This is a genomic window from Chelativorans multitrophicus, assembly GCF_011317445.1.
GTDB lineage: Bacteria > Pseudomonadota > Alphaproteobacteria > Rhizobiales > Rhizobiaceae > Chelativorans > Chelativorans multitrophicus.
In genome coordinates, this window is sequence record NZ_JAAAPL010000003.1 from 378852 (window position 1) to 396445 (window position 17594).

A 17594-nucleotide genomic window follows, 5' to 3' on the forward strand; every position below is an offset into this window, starting at 1 on the left:
TTTCCCTGGTCCCTCATGTTGGGTGCACCATCGCGGCAAGGAGACAGGATTGGAAAGGCTTGTGTGCGGCGCATTGGCCGGATTGTCGGCCACAATGGCGATGACGGCCGCTATGAGGCATTTGTGGCCGCGCCTGCGCGCGGATACCCGCTATCCGCTGCCGCCGCGTGAAATCATCGAGCAGGTGAAACCCATCGGGGGCGAGAGCGCGAGCCGGATTCAGACGCTTCTTGCCCATTTCGGGTTCGGCGCCCTGGCCGGCGGGATATACGCGTGTTTGACACCGCGCCGGCCCAACGGCGTTCTGTACGGGCTTGCCGTCTGGGCCGGCAGCTATTTCGGATGGATTCCAGCCTTGGGAATGCTGAAGCCGGCGACGCGACACCCCGCCGCGCGGAATCTGCTCATGCTCGCAGCCCATGTCATCTGGGGCGCCGCACTCGCCGCGGGCCTCAACGAGCTGGAAGGTGCCTCGAAGAGCATTTTCAGCGGCGGGACATCTGCCGATGCTGAAGACAATATCACCGCGAGGAGACGCGTATGAAAACCGGTTTTCCGTTCTGGTTCGACGGCGTGATCCCCAAAAGCTTTCCGACGCTCGCCGAGGACCTGTCCGTGGACGTGGCAATCATTGGCGGTGGCATTGTGGGCCTGCACTGCGCCCATCGGCTGGCAGGTTCGGGACTAAAGGTAGTCATTCTGGAGGCGCGGCGGATCGGGCGGCAGGCGACGGGACGATCAACCGCGAAAGTCACGTCTCAGCATGGGCAAAGATATACGAGCTTAAAGAAAAAGTTCGGGGAGGAGAGGGCGCGCATTTACGCAGAAGCGAACCAGGCGGCAGTCGGCGAAATCATGGCGCTTGCCAAGAGCATGGAAGGGCAGGCAGGGCTTGAGCCGCGGTCCGCCTATATCTATGCAACGGACGACAAGCAGGCGGAACAGCTCGAAAAAGAAGGGGAAATCGCACGAGAGCTGGGGCTGCCCGCGAAAATCGTTCCCTATGCCGGGCTGCCGTTCAAGACGACGGCACTGCTCAAATATCACGGTCAATATCAGTTCAACCCCTACCTATACCTTCTCGGGCTAGCCGAGCAGGTGACGCGCGAGATCCCCATCTACGAGCAGAGCCGCGTCACGGACATCTCCGGCGGCGGCCCGATCCGGCTCAGCGTCAACGGAAGGTCGGTTAGCGCGGGTCATGTGGTTGTCGCAACGCAAATGCCGGTGGTGAACGAAGGCAAGTTCTTCGCCAAGGCATTCCCCTTCGCTCATCCCGTAGCCGCCGCACCGCTGCCGGAAGGTCACGGTCTGGACGGAATGTTCATCAGTGCCGGCACTCCTTCCCATTCACTAAGAACCGCGGTGAAGGATGGACAAACCTATCTCATCGCGGCAGGCGGCGAGTTCAAGAGCGGCGAACCCGACAAGGAGCGGGAAATGGTGGAAGACCTACGCTCTTTCCTTTCGCAGCATTTCGGAATGAACGCACTCACACATCTTTGGACAAACGAGGATTTCCGCCCCATGGACGGAGCAGCTTTTATCGGCCCGGCAAACAGCCGTCATGAAAACCTCCTCGTTGCCACTGGTTTCGATGCCTGGGGGATAACCCAGGGCGTGGTGGGGGGCGGAATACTTGCCGAGCGCATTTTAGGGCGCACGCTTCCCGCCGCAGACCTCTTCGACGCCACGCGCGTAAAGCCGCTGGCTGGGGCAGCAGAATTTACGAAGGGCAATGTCGAGGCGGCCGGACACCTGATCCGGGATCGGTTGCTAAAACGTGCCACCGTTCCCCTCGACAGCATCGCGCCGGGCGAAGGTGGCATTATTGCCCACAATGGTGAGCAGCTCGCCGTGTGCCGCCAAGAAGACGGATCGCTAATTACCTTATCAGCCACATGCACGCATATGGGCTGCATCGTCGGCTGGAACGAGATCGATCGCACTTGGGATTGCCCGTGCCACGGCTCGCGTTTCGATGAATGGGGAGAGGTGATCGCGGGGCCGGCAGTTTCTGCGCTGAAACCGCGCGATATTCGGGATTTGGAAAAAGGGGGACCATGAAGGTTCTTGTCACAGGCGCAACGGGGCTTATCGGCAGCACAGTTTGCGCCCGGCTAATGTCGGAGGGTCACCACGTGATTGCCGTGGTGCGGCCGGGCAGCAATCCACTCCCTTCGGGAGCGGCCCAGATCGTAGAAATCGACATGGCCCGGGCCACCGGGGTGCAAATCTGGGCGGAGCATCTTTTCGGTGTAGAAGCGGTCGTCAACTGCGTTGGCGCGCTGCAGGACAGCGCGCGGGAGGACACGGAAGGCGTTCATGTCACTGGGGCAGCAGCCCTTTTCCGGGCCTGTGAAAGGCTGAGCATAAGACGCGTCATCCATTTTTCCGCAATTGGCGTCGACCGCGCCCAGCCCTCCGCTTTTTCCGCGACTAAGCTTGAGGGCGACCATTTGTTGATGGAGCGGGATCTGGACTGGGTGATTCTCCGACCCTCAGTGGTGCTGGGGAGAAACGTCTTTGGTGCGAGTGCCCTTATCCGCGGCCTGTCAGCCCTGCCGTTCGCGCTCTCCCTCGGTCGCACTGCCCCCCTCCAGGTTGTCCAGCTCGACGATGTGGCCGCCACGGTTGCATTCTTCATACAGCCGACCGCACCCGTCCAGGTGACATTGGAGCTGGCCGGGCCGGAACGACTGCCCATGGACGAGGTGGTCGCACGATACAGGCAATGGCACGGCTGGCAGCCTGCCCGCCGGTTCAGCTTATCGGACAAGGCGGCAAGCCTTTTCTACCGCGCAGGCGATCTCATCAGCTTTCTCGGCTGGCGGCCGCCGGTGCGCAGCACGGCACGAAAGGAGATCGAGCGCGGCGCCGTCGGCAATCCGGGCCCCTGGCGATCGATGACGGGGATCCTGCCCACATCGCTTTCAATGGCATTGATCCGCGATCCTGTAACAGTGCAGGATCGCTGGTTTGCGCAGCTCTACTTCTTGAAACCAGTTATTTTCATAGTGCTGCCGCTGTTTTGGATAGGCACCGGCATCGTCTCCCTGACGATCGGCTATCGCGAAGGCATCGAATTGATGCTGCGTACCGGCGCGGGGCCGCTTTCAGCCTCCGGTGTGGTGGCGGGAGCAATCGCGGATATCCTGGTTGGGCTCGCCATCGCTTACCGGCCAACCACCCGCCACGGCCTATATGGGGCGATCGCTTTGTCGGTTTTCTATATAATCTCCGGGACGATTCTCCTGCCGTCGCTATGGGCCGAGCCGCTGGGTCCCTTGGCAAAGATATGGCCGATCCTTGTACTCCATTTCGTGGCGCTCGCGATTTACAAGGAGCGGTAAGAGGCAATGCTCTACTTCTTCCTGAAATTCCTCCATGTGATCGGTGCGGCCGTGCTTCTGGGAACCGGCGCAGGCATCGCATTCTTCATGCTGATGGCCCATCGGACGGGCAACCCGGCGGTGATTGCGGGCACTGCGAAGATTGTCGTCCTCGCCGATTTCCTTTTCACCGCTACGGCTGTGGTGGCGCAGCCGATCACCGGCCTCGCGCTCGTGTGGTATATCGGCTATTCGCCATGGGAACATTGGATCGTGCTTTCAATCCTGCTCTATCTCGTTACCGGCGTGTTCTGGCTTCCGGTCGTGTGGATGCAAATGGAGATGCGGCGGCTCGCAACCAAGGCGAACGAAGACGGGGCAGCGACTTTGCCGAAGCGCTACCACCAGCTTTTCCGGCTTTGGTTTGCGTTCGGTTTCCCCGCCTTTGCCGCCGTTCTGGGCATCTTTTGGCTGATGATCGCACGACCGCCGGAAATCTGGTAGGCTTGGATAAGGCGAAACTGCGCCTATGTTTCCTGAAAAGGAAGAAGGCATATGGGCAAGGCACGGATCGTCGGCTGGGCGCATTCGCTCTTTGGAAAATCGGAACTGGAAGACACCGAGGCGCTGATGGCCTCCGTCACGACGCCGGCGCTGGCGCATGCCGGTATCGAAGCGGGCGAAGTGGACGGGATTTTCGTCGGCGTCATGAATAACGGTTTTTCCAAGCAGGATTTCCAAGGCGCGCTGCTCGCCATGAACAATGAACATCTTGCGCATGTGCCAGCCGTCCGTCTGGAAAACGCCTGCGCCACCGGCTCTGCCGCGATCTATACGGCAATGGACTTCATCGAATCCGGACGAGGGCGAATCGCTCTCGTCGTCGGTGCGGAGAAGATGACCAGCACCCCAACCGCGGAGGTGGGCGATATTCTGCTCGGTGCGAGCTTCCGTAAGGAAGAAGCGGACATAGACGGGGGTTTTGCAGGACTTTTCGCGCGCATTGCGCGGAGTTACTTTCAACGTTACGGCGACCGCTCGGAGGAGCTTGCCCTCATCGCCGCCAAGAACCACGCCAACGGCGTCTCTAATCCTTACGCCCATATGCGCCGGGATTTCGGCTTCGCTTTCTGCAACACGGTTTCTGAAAAAAACCCCTATGTGGCAGAGCCGCTACGCCGGACAGACTGCTCCCTCATCTCCGATGGGGCGGCTGCGCTGATTCTGGCGGACGAGGACGCCGCCGCGCAGATGGAGCGGGCGATCGCGTTTCGCGCCCGGAGTCATGCAAACGACATCCTCGCCTTGAGCCGCCGGGATGCGACCACTTTCGAAGGCGCGCGGCGCGCCTGGGCGAGAGCGCTGGAAAATGCCGGCGTCTCCCTGCACGACCTGTCGCTCGTGGAAACCCACGACTGCTTTACGATCGCCGAACTGATCGAATACGAGGCTATGGGGCTTGCCAAACCTGGAGAGGGCTTTCGCGTTGTGCGGGAAGGGATCGCCGCCAAGGGCGGAAGACTGCCCGTCAACCCCTCCGGCGGGCTCAAGGCCAAAGGCCATCCGATCGGCGCCACCGGCGTTTCCATGCATATCCTGGCCGCCATGCAGCTAATGGGCGAGGCCGGCGATATGCAGATCGCAGGCGCCAAGCTGGCCGGCGTTTTCAACATGGGCGGGGCGGCCGTGGCCAATTATGTATCGGTGCTCGAGCGCGTAAAATGAGCCGGCTGCTGATCACATTCGGGATCGTCCTCGTCGCCGCAGGGCTTCTCTGGCCGCTGATCCAAAAGGCCGGTCTTGGAAGGCTGCCGGGGGATCTCGCCTTCGGCGGCGAGAATTTCCGCGTCTATATCCCAATCACAACGTCCATCCTGATCAGCATCGTGCTGAGCCTCGTGCTCTGGCTCATCAACCGCTGATGCCCAACTGGAGCGCCATTCGGCGTGCAGTCAGCTTCCTCTAGCTCGAAATCACCATATGAACGAAAACAATTCACCCGGAGCGCGTCGCGATGATCCCCTTTTCCGTGCTTGACCTCGCCCCCATTCCGGAGGGCGCCTCCCCGGCCAATGCGCTGCAAAACACCGTAGACATCGCGCAGCATGCGGAGCGTTGGGGCTATCACCGGTACTGGCTGGCGGAGCACCACAACATGCCGGGCATTGCGAGTGCCGCGACCGCCGTGCTTATCGGACAGGTAGCGGCAAAGACCTCCACCATCCGCGTCGGTGCCGGAGGCATCATGCTTCCCAACCACGCTCCTTTGATGGTGGCGGAACAGTTCGGCACACTTGCCACGCTTTATCCGGACCGGATCGATTTGGGGCTTGGCCGTGCTCCCGGAACCGACATGGGGACTGCGCGGGCGCTGAGACGCGGCCTCGACAACGGCGAAGGCTTTCCGCAGGACGTGCTCGAGCTGATCGCCTATCTCGACGATCCTGTGCCGGGACAGCAGGTAAGAGCCATACCGGGGATGAGCACACGCGTTCCGGTGTGGATTCTCGGATCAAGCCTTTATGGCGCGCAGCTCGCCGCCCATCTTGGCCTGCCCTATGCCTTCGCCTCACATTTCGCGCCGGCAGCACTTGAGCATGCGCTCTCGGTCTATCGCGAGACTTTCCGGCCTTCAAAGCATCTTGAGCAGCCGCATTTCATGCTGGCTCTCAACGTGTTCGCAGCCGATACGGACGAAGAAGGGCTTTTCCTGAAAACCTCCATGCAGCTCGCCTTTGCCAATCTGCGTACCGGCAGGCCGGGCCCGCTGCCGCGGCCGGTGAAGGATATTTCCGAGCATGTGGATTCGGCCATCATGCCGTACATCGATCAAGCGCTTGCCTGTTCGGCAGCAGGCTCGCCGGAAACGGTGCGAGGCCAACTCAAGTGCTTCATCGAGCGTTACAGCCCGGACGAAGTGATCATCACAGGTCAGATTCATGATCACCGCGCACGTGTCAGGTCGTTCCAGCTCGCAGCCGAGTTGCTGCGCGAGCTGTGAGGAACAGCTTCAATCGGGCAGTGGGAGCGAACGCGTTTAAACGATTTAGTGATTTGTTGAATTTTTTAAATCGATTAAAGAATTGAAATCTTTTTGCTTTTCTGGTCCTGAAGACAGACATAGCCTATTTAACCCCGTCCGTCGGTCACCTCAGGCCGGCTTGTTCCGATTAACGCCTGTTCCTGGAGTGACTTATGCAAGAGACCGGCCTCCGCAACCCCACCAACGGCATCGAGACCAGTGGTTTGAAGACCAGCGGGACCGTTTTCTTCAATCTCACCGAGCCGCAACTTTATGAGGAGGCGATCCGGCGCGCCGAGGCGCGGATTTCCGCTCACGGGGCCCTCGTTGCCGAGACGGGACAGCACACCGGCCGCTCGCCCAAGGACAAGTTCATTGTGCGAGATGCCAGCACGGAAAACGAGATCTGGTGGGACAACAATAAGCCGCTATCGGGCGAACATTTTGAAGCACTCTACGAGGACTTCAAGCGTCACGCCGAGAGCCTTGACCTTTTCGTACAGGATCTCGTCGGCGGGGCTGATCCGGAAAACGCGCTGCCGGTGCGCGTCGTCACGGAATATGCCTGGCATTCGCTCTTCATCCGCAATCTGCTGATCCGCCCGATGCGCTCGGAGCTCAAGAGCTTCGTGCCGCAGATGACGGTGATCGATCTGCCGTCCTTCCGCGCCGATCCGAAGCGGCATGGCTGCCGCACGGAAACCATTATCGCGATGGATCTGAAGCGCATGATCGTGCTGATCGGCGGCACGTCCTATGCGGGGGAAATGAAAAAATCCGTCTTCACTGCGCTCAATTACCTGCTTCCGGCCAAGGGCGTGATGCCCATGCACTGCTCGGCCAATGAGGGATCCGAGGGCGACGTTGCGATCTTCTTCGGCCTGTCGGGCACGGGAAAGACGACCCTTTCCGCCGAACCTTCGCGCACGCTTATCGGCGATGACGAGCACGGGTGGGGGCCGCACGGCATCTTCAATTTCGAAGGCGGGTGCTACGCCAAGACGATCAAGCTCAGCCGGGAGGCGGAGCCGGAGATTTTCGCCACCACGGAACGCTTCGGCACGGTGCTGGAAAATGTGGTCGTCGACGAGCACGGCGTTCCCGATTTCGACGATGGCAGCCGGACCGAGAACACGCGCTGCGCATATCCGCTGCACTTCATCTCCAATGCCAGCGAGACGGGCAGGGCAGGGCAGCCAAAGAACGTCATCATGCTGACGGCGGATGCCTTTGGCGTGATGCCACCCATCGCCAAGCTTACCCCTGCCCAGGCCATGTACCATTTCCTGTCGGGCTACACGGCGAAAGTGGCGGGAACGGAAAAAGGCGTCACCGAGCCGGAGGCCACCTTCTCCACCTGTTTCGGCGCACCCTTCATGCCCCGCCATCCTTCGGTCTACGGAAATCTTCTCAGAGACCTGATCGCAGAGCACGAGGTCGACTGCTGGCTAGTCAATACTGGTTGGACCGGCGGCGCCTACGGCACTGGCCACCGCATGCCCATCAAGGTGACACGCGCCCTGCTCTCCGCTGCACTCGACGGCTCGCTTCGAACAGCCCAGTTCCGTACCGACCCCAATTTTGGCTTTGCCGTACCCGTGGCGGTGCCGGGCGTAGACGGCACCATCCTCGATCCGCGCTCAACCTGGGCAGATAAGGCCGCCTATGATGTGCAGGCCGAGCGGCTTGTTTCCATGTTCGTCGCCAATTTCGGGAAATTCGAGAATCACGTGGAAGCAGACGTGATGAATGCATCGCCTCAGATCCGGCAGGCTGCTGAATAGGCTTGCTCCCGCGGCGTTGGCGGACCATCTTTCGATGTGAATCGCGGCTGGCAGCTTAGTCCGCCGCTCCGGAACGTCAGAGCGGGTAGCTATGGACGACGGCCTCGAAATTCGGCCCGGCATTTTCGTCGAGGAAGACGAGCTGGAGGAACAGTTCATCCGCTCCTCCGGCCCTGGCGGGCAGAACGTCAACAAGGTGGCGACGGCGGTGCAGCTGCGTTTCGACGTTGCGAATGCGCGGCACCTGCCGGAGCGCGTAAGAGCGCAAGCCCTGAAGCTGGCCGGGAGCCGCGCCACCAAGGAAGGCGAGATCGTCATTGAAGCGGGGCGCTTCCGCACACAGGAGCAGAATCGGTCAGATGCCCGCCGGCGATTGACCGAACTCCTTCTCAAGGCATCTGAGCCTCCACCCAAGCCACGGAAGAAGACCAAGCCCTCGAAGGGCGCGGTCGAGCGCCGGCTCAAGGAAAAGGCTGGCCGTTCCACCGTAAAGAAGATGCGCGGGAGAGTCTCTTTCGACTGAAGAAGGCTGTGCCGTTGATTGCAGTTCGACTTAGGGCAAGGTTCACCCGATAGCACATGCTCTCCCTCCCTCCCGGAATAAGGCATATGCCAGGCCTCCTGTCACCCACCGAACAGGCGGCTTTGCTCACCGAAATCCGCGCGGTGGTGATTGCGGCACCGCTTTATGTGCCGACCATGCCACGCACGGGAAAGCCCATGAGCGTGCGCATGACGAATTGCGGCGTGCTCGGCTGGGTGACCGACAAGGAGAGGGGATACCGTTATCAGGAAACGCATCCCGCCACGGGAAAGCGATGGCCGCTGATCCCGCAGCGTCTGCTAGAACTTTGGGATGAAGTGTCCGGTTATCCTCATTCGCCGGAGGCATGCCTCATCAATTTCTATTCGCAAGACGCCAAGATGGGGCTACACCAGGATCGCGACGAGAAAAACTTCGCAGCACCCGTAGTCTCCGTCTCATTGGGCGACGATTGCCTGTTTCGCGTCGGCGGCAATGATCGCGAAAGCGGCACCGCCTCGTTTCGGCTGTCGAGTGGGGACGTGGTGGTGCTCGGCGGGGAAGGGCGGCTTGCCTTCCATGGGGTGGACCGGATCTATCCCCACACGTCCGATCTTCTGAAAAATGGCGGGCGCATCAACCTCACGCTGCGCCGGGTGAATCTGCCTTAAAGTTTCCTGAGCGCCACTTCCTGGACCAGATGATTTGTGCCTTTTCTCAAAATGAGGTCTGCGCGCGGACGGGTCGGCAGAATGTTCTCACGCAGGTTCTTCAGGTTGATATTTGTCCAAAGCTCCTCCGCGATAGTCCTCGCCTCCACCTCGGGGAGGGTGGAATAGCGGTGAAAGAAGGAATTTGGGTCGCGGAACGCCGTCTCGCGCAGGCGCATGAAGCGATCGACATACCACTCGTGAATGAGTTCCTCGGGCGCATCGATATATATCGAGAAGTCGAAGAAATCCGAAACGAAGGGCACTGCCTTGCCATCCCTCGGAAGATCCCGGGTCTGCAGCACGTTGATGCCTTCGAAGATGAGGATATCAGGCCGGTCGATGACGGCGAATTCGCCGGGTACAACATCATAGGTCAGGTGCGAATAAATCGGCGCTCGCATATTCGGCAGCCCAGCCTTGATGCCTGACAGAAAGCGCAGGATGGCGCCCACGTCATAGCTTTCCGGGAAACCTTTCCGTTCCATCAAACCTTCATGGCTCAGCACGGCGTTTGGAAGAAGAAATCCGTCCGTCGTTATGAGATCAACCTTCGGGCTGGACGGCCATCGTGTGAGCAGTTCCTTCAGCACACGGGCTGTGGTGGATTTGCCCACCGCCACCGAACCAGCAATGCCGATGATGAAGGGTGTCTTCACCGCATGGTCGGAATCAAAGAAGACCTGACGCTGCTGAAAAAGAAGCTGGCTTGCCTCCACATGGGCCGAGAGCAATCGGGACATGGAGAGGTAGATACGCCGAACCTCTTCCAGGTTGACGGGATCGTTCAGAGAGCGCAGCCGGCGAACCTCGTCCTCAGTCAGCGTGAGCGGGGTGTCGGCGCGAAACTTCGCCCAATCCTCCGCCGAAAAGAAGCGATAAGGGGAGTAGCGTTCGGCGGGTACCAACTGGTCCATCAGCGTCTTTTCCGTGCCTGCTTTCCGGCCCATCGCATCTCTAAGCGGCGCTCTCCGGCGGCTTGCCACGCGATTCCTTTTCGGCGATGCCCGAACGGCCGGTTCGGGATTCAAGCTCCAACATCACCTCATCAAGCCGCACGCCGGCAATTTTCAGTACCACCAGCCAGTGGTAAACAAGGTCCGCACTTTCGGCAATGAGCGCCTTCTTGTCCCGTGCAACCGCGGCGATGACCGTCTCCACCGCCTCTTCTCCGAGCTTCTTGGCCGCCTTGTCCATGCCCGCTGAGATGAGCCGAGCCGTCCATGACTGCGTGTCGCCGCTATTTGCACGCTCGGCGATGATGCCTTCGAGCCTAGAGAGATCGAACTCATTCATGCGCGTTCCCTTCTGCGTTCGCCGCATCCAGCCGCATCGGAATACCGGCATCGGCCATATATCGCTTTGCTTCGGCCACCGTGTAAGTGCCAAAATGGAAGATCGAGGCAGCAAGGACAGCTGTCGCGTGCCCGTCGCGAATGCCCTCCACAAGGTGGTCCAGAGTGCCAACGCCGCCCGAAGCGATGACCGGCGCGCGCACCGCATCAGCCACCGCCTGCGTCAGTGCGATGTCATAGCCGGCTTTCGTGCCGTCACGATCCATGGACGTGAGCAGGATCTCACCGGCGCCGAGATCCACCACCCGCCGGGCGAACTCCACGGCATCGATACCGGTGGGATTGCGGCCGCCATGGGTGAATATCTCCCAGCGGTCCGCCTGGCCCGGCGGGGAAACTTTCTTGGCATCGATCGCCACGACGATGCACTGGTCACCGAATTTGTCCGCCGCGCGGGCCACAAATTCAGGTTCCTTCACCGCTGCCGTGTTGATCGAAACCTTGTCGGCGCCAGCCAGGAGCAGCCGGCGTATATCCGGAATTTGGCGAACGCCTCCGCCCACCGTAAGGGGCATGAAGCATTGCTCCGCGGTGCGCGCGATGACGTCGAAGATGGTCTCACGGTTTTCGTGGCTTGCGGTAATGTCCAGAAAACAAAGTTCATCGGCGCCAGCCGCGTCATAGGCCGTTGCGGCTTCCACGGGATCGCCGGCATCGATCAGATCAACGAACTGGACGCCCTTGACGACGCGACCGTCTTTTACGTCCAGACATGGGATGACGCGGGCCTTCAGGGTCATGCGCGCGCCTTCCGAAGCATTGCGAGCGCCTCTTTCGGATCGATGCGGCCGTCATAGAGAGCGCGGCCGGAGATCGCGCCTTCGAGCTTTGCGGCGTCAGGCTTAACCATCCGCTCGATATCAGCCATCGAGGCAAGGCCGCCAGAGGCAATGATGGGGATCGACACTGCATCAGCCAGGGCGATTGTCGCTTCCCAGTTGATGCCGGTCAGCACGCCGTCCCGGTCAATATCGGTATAGATGATCGCGGCTACGCCGGCACCCTCAAAACGCTTGGCCAGTTCGGCAGCGGTAAGGTCCGACGTCTCGGCCCAACCTTCTACCGCGACTTTGCCGCCGCGAGCATCGATGCCAACGGCGATCTTGCCGGGGAATTTTCCGCAGGCTTCACGGACCAGAGCCGGATCACGTACCGCGACCGTACCAAGGATTACGCGGGCAAGCCCTCTCTCCAGCCAAGCCTCGATCTGCTCAAGCGAGCGAATGCCGCCGCCAAGCTGAACCGGATTGCGCGTAGCCTTCAGGATGGCTTCGACGGCTGCGCCATTGACGCTCGCACCGGCGAAGGCGCCGTTGAGGTCCACCACGTGCAACCACTCAAAACCCTGCTCCTCGAAGGCTTTTGCCTGAGCGGCCGGATCGCGGTTATAGACCGTGGCCTCGCTCATCTCTCCGAGCTTGAGCCGCACGCATTCACCGTCTTTCAGATCGATGGCCGGATAAAGAATCATGGCCGCCATCTCAGGAAATTCGCGATAAGGCCAAGGCCGAGCATCTGGCTCTTTTCCGGATGGAACTGCGTTCCGGCGAGGTTGCCACGGGCCACCGCCGCGGTGATCTCGCCCCCATAGTCGGTTACGGCCAGGACATCCTCCCTTCGCGTCGCATCAATATGATAGGAATGGACGAAATAGGCGTGCAGCCCCTCGCGCCCCGTCGGAATACCCTCAAAGAGCGGGTGGCGATGTTTCACGTGAATCGTGTTCCACCCGATTTGCGGGATTTTCAGTGACGGATCGCTGGGGGTGATCTCCTTCACGTCTCCCGCGATCCAGCCGAAGCCATTCGTCGTGGTCTTCTCCAGCCCGCGTTCCGACATAAGCTGCATGCCGACGCAAATCCCAAAGAAGGGGCGTGCCCGTCCAATGGCAACTTCTTCGATTGCTTCCACCATGCCCGGCACTGCATCGAGCCCCGCCCGGCAATCCGCATATGCCCCCACCCCGGGCAGAACGATGCGATCGGCCTTGCGGACCCGCTCAGCGTCATTGGTAAGATCTATCTCAGCCGCGATTCCCGATTCGCGCGCCGCGCGCTCGAACGCCTTGGTCGCGGAGCGCAGATTGCCGGAGCCGTAGTCGATGATGGCAACGCGCATCCTCAGCCCTTTCGTGGATATTCAACCAGACCAAAAGTCGGTGAAGGTCTTTGGCTGGCGGGAGCAGCGCGGGACACTGCTACGGGAAGAGCCGCTGCCGAAGGCCTCTGCACCGGCGCCTGCGCGATCTCCGCTGAATAGCGGAGCTCAGCCTCATTTCGGTTGGCTCCTTCTACCACGCCCCAGACCTTCCAGCCCCGCCGGCGAAGAGAGGCGATCCTGAGCCCCTGGGCTTCAAGCCCTATGAAGAGGTAAAGAATAAAGGAAAGAAGCGGCGCAGTAATTGAAAAGCCTGACATTGTGCCAAGGCCGGCAAGCAGAAGACCGATGCACAGGAAGGCAAGCGCCTCGAGCCACATGCGGTGCCAGAGAAACCAGAATAACGGCATGATAAGTGCCAGGAAGGAAAAGCCGTCACGAATGACAAGCGCCTTTTCCCCCTTGTCTGGCCGGTTGCCCGCCGGCTCAAGAACGATATAGCTGGCCATTGTGCTTCAACCGTTCAGCGTGCCCTTGGTGGAGGGGATCGCGTTGAGCTGCCGTGGATCGGGCGAGAGGGCCGCGCGAAGGACACGAGCCACCGCCTTGAAACATGTCTCGGCGATATGGTGCGCGTTCGCGCCATAAAGGTTCGTGACATGTAAGGTGATGCCGGCATTTTGCGCCAGCGCCTGAAAGAACTCGCGCACCAGCTCCGTGTCGAAGCTGCCGATCTTGGGCGAGGGAAAGGTGACCTGCCAGACTAGGAAAGGACGGCCGGAAACGTCCACGGCGGCGCGCGTCAACGCCTCGTCCATAGCAAGGTCAAGCGAGGCATAGCGGGTTATGCCGCGGCGGTCACCCAGCGCTTTCGCAATGGCCTGTCCGATGGCGATGCCGCAATCCTCCACTGTGTGGTGATCATCGATATGGAGGTCGCCGAGCGCGGACACTTTCATGTCGATCAGGGAATGGCGAGAGAGCTGATCCAGCATGTGGTCGAAGAAGCCCACGCCAGTCGAAATGTCGGAGCGTCCCTCGCCATCGAGATCGACGGTGACGGAGATGTCGGTCTCGTTCGTCTTGCGGCTGATTTCGGCCTGGCGCGGATTGCTGGCAGCCATGGCTTTTCCTTTGCTTTCCAAGAAGGCCCGCCTTTTAGAGCAAGTCGGCCGCGAATACCAGAAGCGGGGAGATCATGAACCCGCGGCATTTGCATTCCTTTGCCTGTCTCTTACATAAACGCTCGAAACGGCGCCCGCGAGAGGCGTCCAGGAGCAAAATTTCCATGAGCGATAATCTGACAATGCACGGAACCACCATTGTCACCGTTCGGAAGGGCGGGAAGGTCGTGATTGCCGGCGACGGACAGGTGAGCCTCGGACAAACCGTTATGAAGGGCAACGCCCGGAAGGTGCGCCGGATCGGCAAGGGCAATGTGATCGCAGGCTTCGCGGGGGCGACGGCCGATGCTTTCACGCTGCTCGAAAGGCTGGAGAAGAAGCTGGAGCAGTATCCCGACCAGCTCATGCGGGCGAGCGTGGAGCTGGCAAAGGACTGGCGGACGGACCGCTATTTGCGTCGGCTGGAGGCAATGATGCTCGTGGCCGACAAGAACGTGACGCTGGCGCTCACCGGAACCGGCGATGTGCTGGAGCCGGAAGAGGGGGTGATGGCAATCGGGTCGGGCGGGAATTATGCGCTCGCGGCCGCACGCGCGCTTATCGACACGGACAAGAGCGCGGAGGAGATTGCCCGCAAGGCGATGGAGATTGCCGCAAGCATCTGCGTCTACACAAACAGCAATATCATCGTGGAAACGCTGGATGCCGGCTGAGCCCACCATCCGCTTCGAGCCGGTCACGGCGGAGCATCTGCCGATGCTTCGCCACTGGTTGAAGCAGCCGCATATGCGGGAATGGTGGGGCGAACCTGAGGAAGAACTGGGCTTTATCCGCGACATGATCGAAGGGCGAGATTCGACACGGCCCTTCATCATTGTCCTCGGCGATGAGCCGGTAGGCTACATTCAATACTGGTTCCTAGGCCACCACCAGAATGCGGAATGGATCGACGATCACCCGTGGCTTGCGGAGCTTCCCGCCGGGGCAGTGGGCGTCGATCTATCCATAGGGCATCCGGATAAGCTGTCGAAGGGCATCGGCTCGAAGGCGCTGGCAGCATTCGTCCGCAAGCTGCGCGATGATGGGTTTGAGACAATCCTGATCGATCCGGACCCGGATAATCTTCGCGCGGTTGGTGCCTATCGGAAAGCAGGTTTTAGGCCTGTTCCTTGGCTCGAAGGGCGCTCCGGCAACGCCCTGATCATGCAATACGATCCCAATACAGACGAGACAACGATATGAGCAATTTTTCACCCCGTGAGATCGTTTCCGAGCTCGACCGCTACATTATCGGCCAGAAGGAGGCGAAGCGAGCGGTCGCGATTGCACTGCGGAACCGCTGGAGACGCCAGCAGCTCGAGCCTGGCCTGCGCGAAGAGGTGATGCCGAAGAACATCCTGATGATCGGGCCGACAGGCGTCGGCAAGACCGAAATCTCGAGGCGCCTGGCCAAACTCGCCGGGGCACCTTTCGTGAAGGTGGAGGCAACCAAATTCACTGAAGTCGGCTATGTGGGCCGCGATGTTGAGCAGATCGTGCGCGACCTGGTCGAGGTGGCGATCGCGCTTACGCGCGAGAAGATGCGCGAGGGCGTGGAGGCACGTGCGCATCTGAACGCCGAGGAACGCGTGCTGGAGGCGCTGGTGGGCCGCACCGCAAGCCCCGCCACACGCGACAGCTTTCGCCAAAAGCTCAGGAGCGGCGAGCTGGACGACAAAGAGATCGAGATCCAAGTGGCTGATGCGGGCGGCGGTATGGGCAGTTTCGAAATTCCCGGCATGCCCGGAGCCAATATCGGTGTTCTGAATATCAACGACATGCTGCAGAAGGCCATGGGCGGCGGGCGAACCAAGACCGTCAAGACCACCGTCAAGGATTCGTATAAATTCCTCATCAATGATGAGTCGGACAAGCTGCTCGACCAGGACGAGGTCGTGCGGCGGGCGCTCTCTTCCGCCGAGAATGACGGCATCGTTTTCATTGACGAGATCGACAAAATTGCCTCGCGCGAAGGCGGCATGGGCGCCGGTGTGTCCCGCGAAGGCGTGCAGCGAGACCTCCTGCCGCTTGTCGAAGGCACGACGGTCGCGACCAAATACGGACCGGTCAAGACTGACCATGTCCTATTCATCGCCTCCGGCGCATTCCATGTGGCAAAGCCCTCGGACCTGCTTCCCGAACTGCAGGGCCGCCTGCCTATAAGAGTCGAGTTGCGGGCCTTGGAGAAGGAGGATTTTCGCAGGATCCTCACCGAAACTGAAGCGAGCCTCATAAAGCAGTACATCGCCTTGATGGAGACGGAGGGCGTCGAACTCGAATTCACCGAAGATGCCATCGTCAGATTGGCGGAAGTCGCTGTCGACCTCAATGCAAGCGTCGAGAATATCGGCGCTCGGCGGCTGCAGACCGTGATGGAACGGGTGCTTGACGAGATTTCCTACAACGCGCCGGATCGTTCAGGCAGCAAGATGGTGATCGATGCTGCCTATGTAGACCAGCATGTGGGCGATCTTGCCAAGAACACGGACCTCTCGCGCTTTATTCTGTGACCTGTATGACACGGCCAAGGCGGGCGCTTTCGGGCGAATTTTAATTCGCTCGACTCAAGCCCCCGCTTTCCGTAGGTTCCCGCAAAAACTCATTACAACCGAGTGGGCGGATGGCTTTTCGGCGTGGCATCGTTTGCGTCTTAATTCTGACTCTTGTGACTCCAGCGGCCGTGGCCGCCACAACAGTACCCAGCGGCAACCGCAATGCTGAGCAACCGCCTATACCCGGCGCTTCTGCCCGGCGCACCGGCGCAGCCAAAACCACTTTCGAAGCCAAGTACCAACGGGTTCACAGGCTTCTCAAAAATGATCGAAGCCTTCGCGCCAAGATACGCGAATCCGCAACGCAATATAAAATAGACCCCATCCACATTATCGGTGCGATTGTTGGCGAGCACACCTACAATGTCGATGCTTACGACCAACTCCAGACCTATTACGTCAAGGCGGTTTCCTATCTTCGCAGCAGCTTCACCTTTTCCTTCGAAGGTGAGCCGCTGGACGACTTTATTCAACGCCCGCAATTTGCGCCCTGTGCGAAATTCACCGAGAGCTACAGCCTGTGGAGCTGCCGCGAAACCATTTGGGACAACAGCTTCCGTGGCAAGACCGTTGAAGGTAAGTCCTTTCCGAAGGACCGCTTCAGCGCCGTTTTTCTGCAGCCGTTTTTTGCCGGACAGACATTCGGCATCGGCCAGCTAAATCCTCTTACCGCACTGCAATTGACAGATATGGTTCACCGGATATCCGGTCACGAGAGAATCGACCACCGCGACCCGCAGCAGGTCTACCGGGCAATTATGGATCCCGACGTTTCGCTCGACTATGTAGCGGCGATGATCAGGAAATCGATCGATGCTTATTCTGAGATTGCCGACTTCGACATCAGCAAAAATCCCGGTCTGACTGCCACACTGTATAATCTGGGAAATCCTGAGACCCGCGCGAAGAAGCTGGCTGCCCAAAATCGTCTTCGCAGCCAGCAGGGCTTAGAGCCGAAGCTGCCGGAAGAGAATTACTATGGCTGGCTCGTTAACGACAAGCTGGAGGAGTTGGAGGCGCTCGCCGGCGAATCCTAAGTGCCTGAACGAGTCCGGG

Annotated in this window: 21 protein-coding genes; 14 read left to right on the plus strand and 7 right to left on the minus strand. The window is 60.1% G+C overall.

Annotation, left to right across the window (positions count from 1 at the left end; translation table 11 throughout):
* Positions 1-49: 49 nt before the first annotated feature.
* The 10 genes from GNP00_RS16205 (at position 50) to GNP00_RS16250 (ending at position 9332) form a co-directional block, all read left to right on the plus strand.
* Complete coding sequence (locus GNP00_RS16205; protein ID WP_011582821.1) at positions 50-544, plus strand: hypothetical protein; 495 nt, start codon at positions 50-52, stop codon at positions 542-544.
* Positions 541-2067, plus strand: coding sequence for an FAD-dependent oxidoreductase (locus tag GNP00_RS16210; protein WP_011582820.1), 1527 nt, complete (start codon positions 541-543; stop codon positions 2065-2067). Before GNP00_RS16205 ends, GNP00_RS16210 begins: the two co-directional genes overlap by 4 nt.
* Entirely contained in the window at positions 2064-3353 is a 1290-nt protein-coding gene (locus GNP00_RS16215; protein ID WP_011582819.1) for an SDR family oxidoreductase, read from the plus strand. Before GNP00_RS16210 ends, GNP00_RS16215 begins: the two co-directional genes overlap by 4 nt.
* 6 nt (positions 3354-3359) lie before the next feature.
* On the plus strand, positions 3360-3836 hold the full coding sequence (locus tag GNP00_RS16220; protein ID WP_011582818.1) for a DUF2269 family protein: 477 nt from the start codon (positions 3360-3362) through the stop codon (positions 3834-3836).
* Between the two features lie 51 nt (positions 3837-3887).
* Entirely contained in the window at positions 3888-5057 is a 1170-nt protein-coding gene (locus GNP00_RS16225) for an acetyl-CoA acetyltransferase (RefSeq protein ID WP_011582817.1), read from the plus strand.
* Positions 5054-5254: a DUF2905 domain-containing protein gene (locus GNP00_RS16230; protein ID WP_011582816.1), complete on the plus strand. Its 201-nt coding sequence runs from the start codon at positions 5054-5056 to the stop codon at positions 5252-5254. The genes GNP00_RS16225 and GNP00_RS16230 overlap by 4 nt, the downstream gene beginning before the upstream one ends.
* 92 nt (positions 5255-5346) lie before the next feature.
* On the plus strand, positions 5347-6333 hold the full coding sequence (locus GNP00_RS16235) for an LLM class flavin-dependent oxidoreductase (protein WP_011582815.1): 987 nt from the start codon (positions 5347-5349) through the stop codon (positions 6331-6333).
* Positions 6334-6527: 194 nt separating this feature from the next.
* The gene (locus tag GNP00_RS16240) at positions 6528-8138 is read left to right on the plus strand and encodes a phosphoenolpyruvate carboxykinase (RefSeq protein WP_011582814.1); all 1611 of its coding nucleotides are present in this window, start codon (positions 6528-6530) and stop codon (positions 8136-8138) included.
* A gap of 91 nt (positions 8139-8229) precedes the next feature.
* Positions 8230-8661, plus strand: a complete 432-nt coding sequence (gene arfB, locus GNP00_RS16245) for an alternative ribosome rescue aminoacyl-tRNA hydrolase ArfB (RefSeq protein WP_011582813.1) — start codon at positions 8230-8232, stop codon at positions 8659-8661.
* A gap of 56 nt (positions 8662-8717) precedes the next feature.
* Entirely contained in the window at positions 8718-9332 is a 615-nt protein-coding gene (locus GNP00_RS16250; RefSeq protein ID WP_011582812.1) for an alpha-ketoglutarate-dependent dioxygenase AlkB family protein, read from the plus strand.
* Here the strand turns inward: GNP00_RS16250 and coaA are convergent.
* The 7 genes from coaA to hisB are packed head-to-tail and all read right to left on the minus strand — an operon-like array spanning position 9329 to position 13947.
* Positions 9329-10288: a type I pantothenate kinase gene (gene coaA, locus GNP00_RS16255; protein ID WP_041545670.1), complete on the minus strand. Its 960-nt coding sequence runs from the start codon at positions 10286-10288 to the stop codon at positions 9329-9331. The genes GNP00_RS16250 and coaA overlap by 4 nt on opposite strands.
* 40 nt (positions 10289-10328) lie before the next feature.
* Complete coding sequence (locus GNP00_RS16260) at positions 10329-10667, minus strand: phosphoribosyl-ATP diphosphatase (protein ID WP_011582810.1); 339 nt, start codon at positions 10665-10667, stop codon at positions 10329-10331.
* A complete protein-coding gene (gene hisF / locus GNP00_RS16265) occupies positions 10660-11466 on the minus strand; it encodes an imidazole glycerol phosphate synthase subunit HisF (protein WP_011582809.1) in 807 nt (268 codons plus the stop codon). The genes GNP00_RS16260 and hisF overlap by 8 nt, the downstream gene beginning before the upstream one ends.
* Positions 11463-12197, minus strand: coding sequence for a 1-(5-phosphoribosyl)-5-[(5-phosphoribosylamino)methylideneamino]imidazole-4-carboxamide isomerase (gene hisA / locus GNP00_RS16270; protein ID WP_041545668.1), 735 nt, complete (start codon positions 12195-12197; stop codon positions 11463-11465). Before hisA ends, hisF begins: the two co-directional genes overlap by 4 nt.
* Positions 12194-12844, minus strand: coding sequence for an imidazole glycerol phosphate synthase subunit HisH (hisH, locus tag GNP00_RS16275; protein ID WP_011582807.1), 651 nt, complete (start codon positions 12842-12844; stop codon positions 12194-12196). The genes hisA and hisH overlap by 4 nt, the downstream gene beginning before the upstream one ends.
* 2 nt (positions 12845-12846) lie before the next feature.
* Positions 12847-13332, minus strand: coding sequence for a DUF2628 domain-containing protein (locus GNP00_RS16280; RefSeq protein WP_011582806.1), 486 nt, complete (start codon positions 13330-13332; stop codon positions 12847-12849).
* Between the two features lie 6 nt (positions 13333-13338).
* A complete protein-coding gene (gene hisB / locus GNP00_RS16285; protein WP_011582805.1) occupies positions 13339-13947 on the minus strand; it encodes an imidazoleglycerol-phosphate dehydratase HisB in 609 nt (202 codons plus the stop codon).
* Between the two features lie 164 nt (positions 13948-14111).
* Between hisB and hslV the strand changes: the two genes are divergently transcribed.
* The 4 genes from hslV to GNP00_RS16305 all read left to right on the plus strand — a co-directional run bounded on the left by hslV (position 14112) and on the right by GNP00_RS16305 (position 17575).
* Positions 14112-14660: an ATP-dependent protease subunit HslV gene (gene hslV, locus GNP00_RS16290; RefSeq protein WP_011582804.1), complete on the plus strand. Its 549-nt coding sequence runs from the start codon at positions 14112-14114 to the stop codon at positions 14658-14660.
* On the plus strand, positions 14650-15189 hold the full coding sequence (locus GNP00_RS16295) for a GNAT family N-acetyltransferase (protein ID WP_011582803.1): 540 nt from the start codon (positions 14650-14652) through the stop codon (positions 15187-15189). The genes hslV and GNP00_RS16295 overlap by 11 nt, the downstream gene beginning before the upstream one ends.
* On the plus strand, positions 15186-16496 hold the full coding sequence (gene hslU, locus GNP00_RS16300) for an ATP-dependent protease ATPase subunit HslU (protein WP_011582802.1): 1311 nt from the start codon (positions 15186-15188) through the stop codon (positions 16494-16496). Before GNP00_RS16295 ends, hslU begins: the two co-directional genes overlap by 4 nt.
* 110 nt (positions 16497-16606) lie before the next feature.
* A complete protein-coding gene (locus tag GNP00_RS16305; RefSeq protein WP_011582801.1) occupies positions 16607-17575 on the plus strand; it encodes a DUF1402 family protein in 969 nt (322 codons plus the stop codon).
* The last annotated feature ends 19 nt before the right edge of the window (positions 17576-17594 follow it).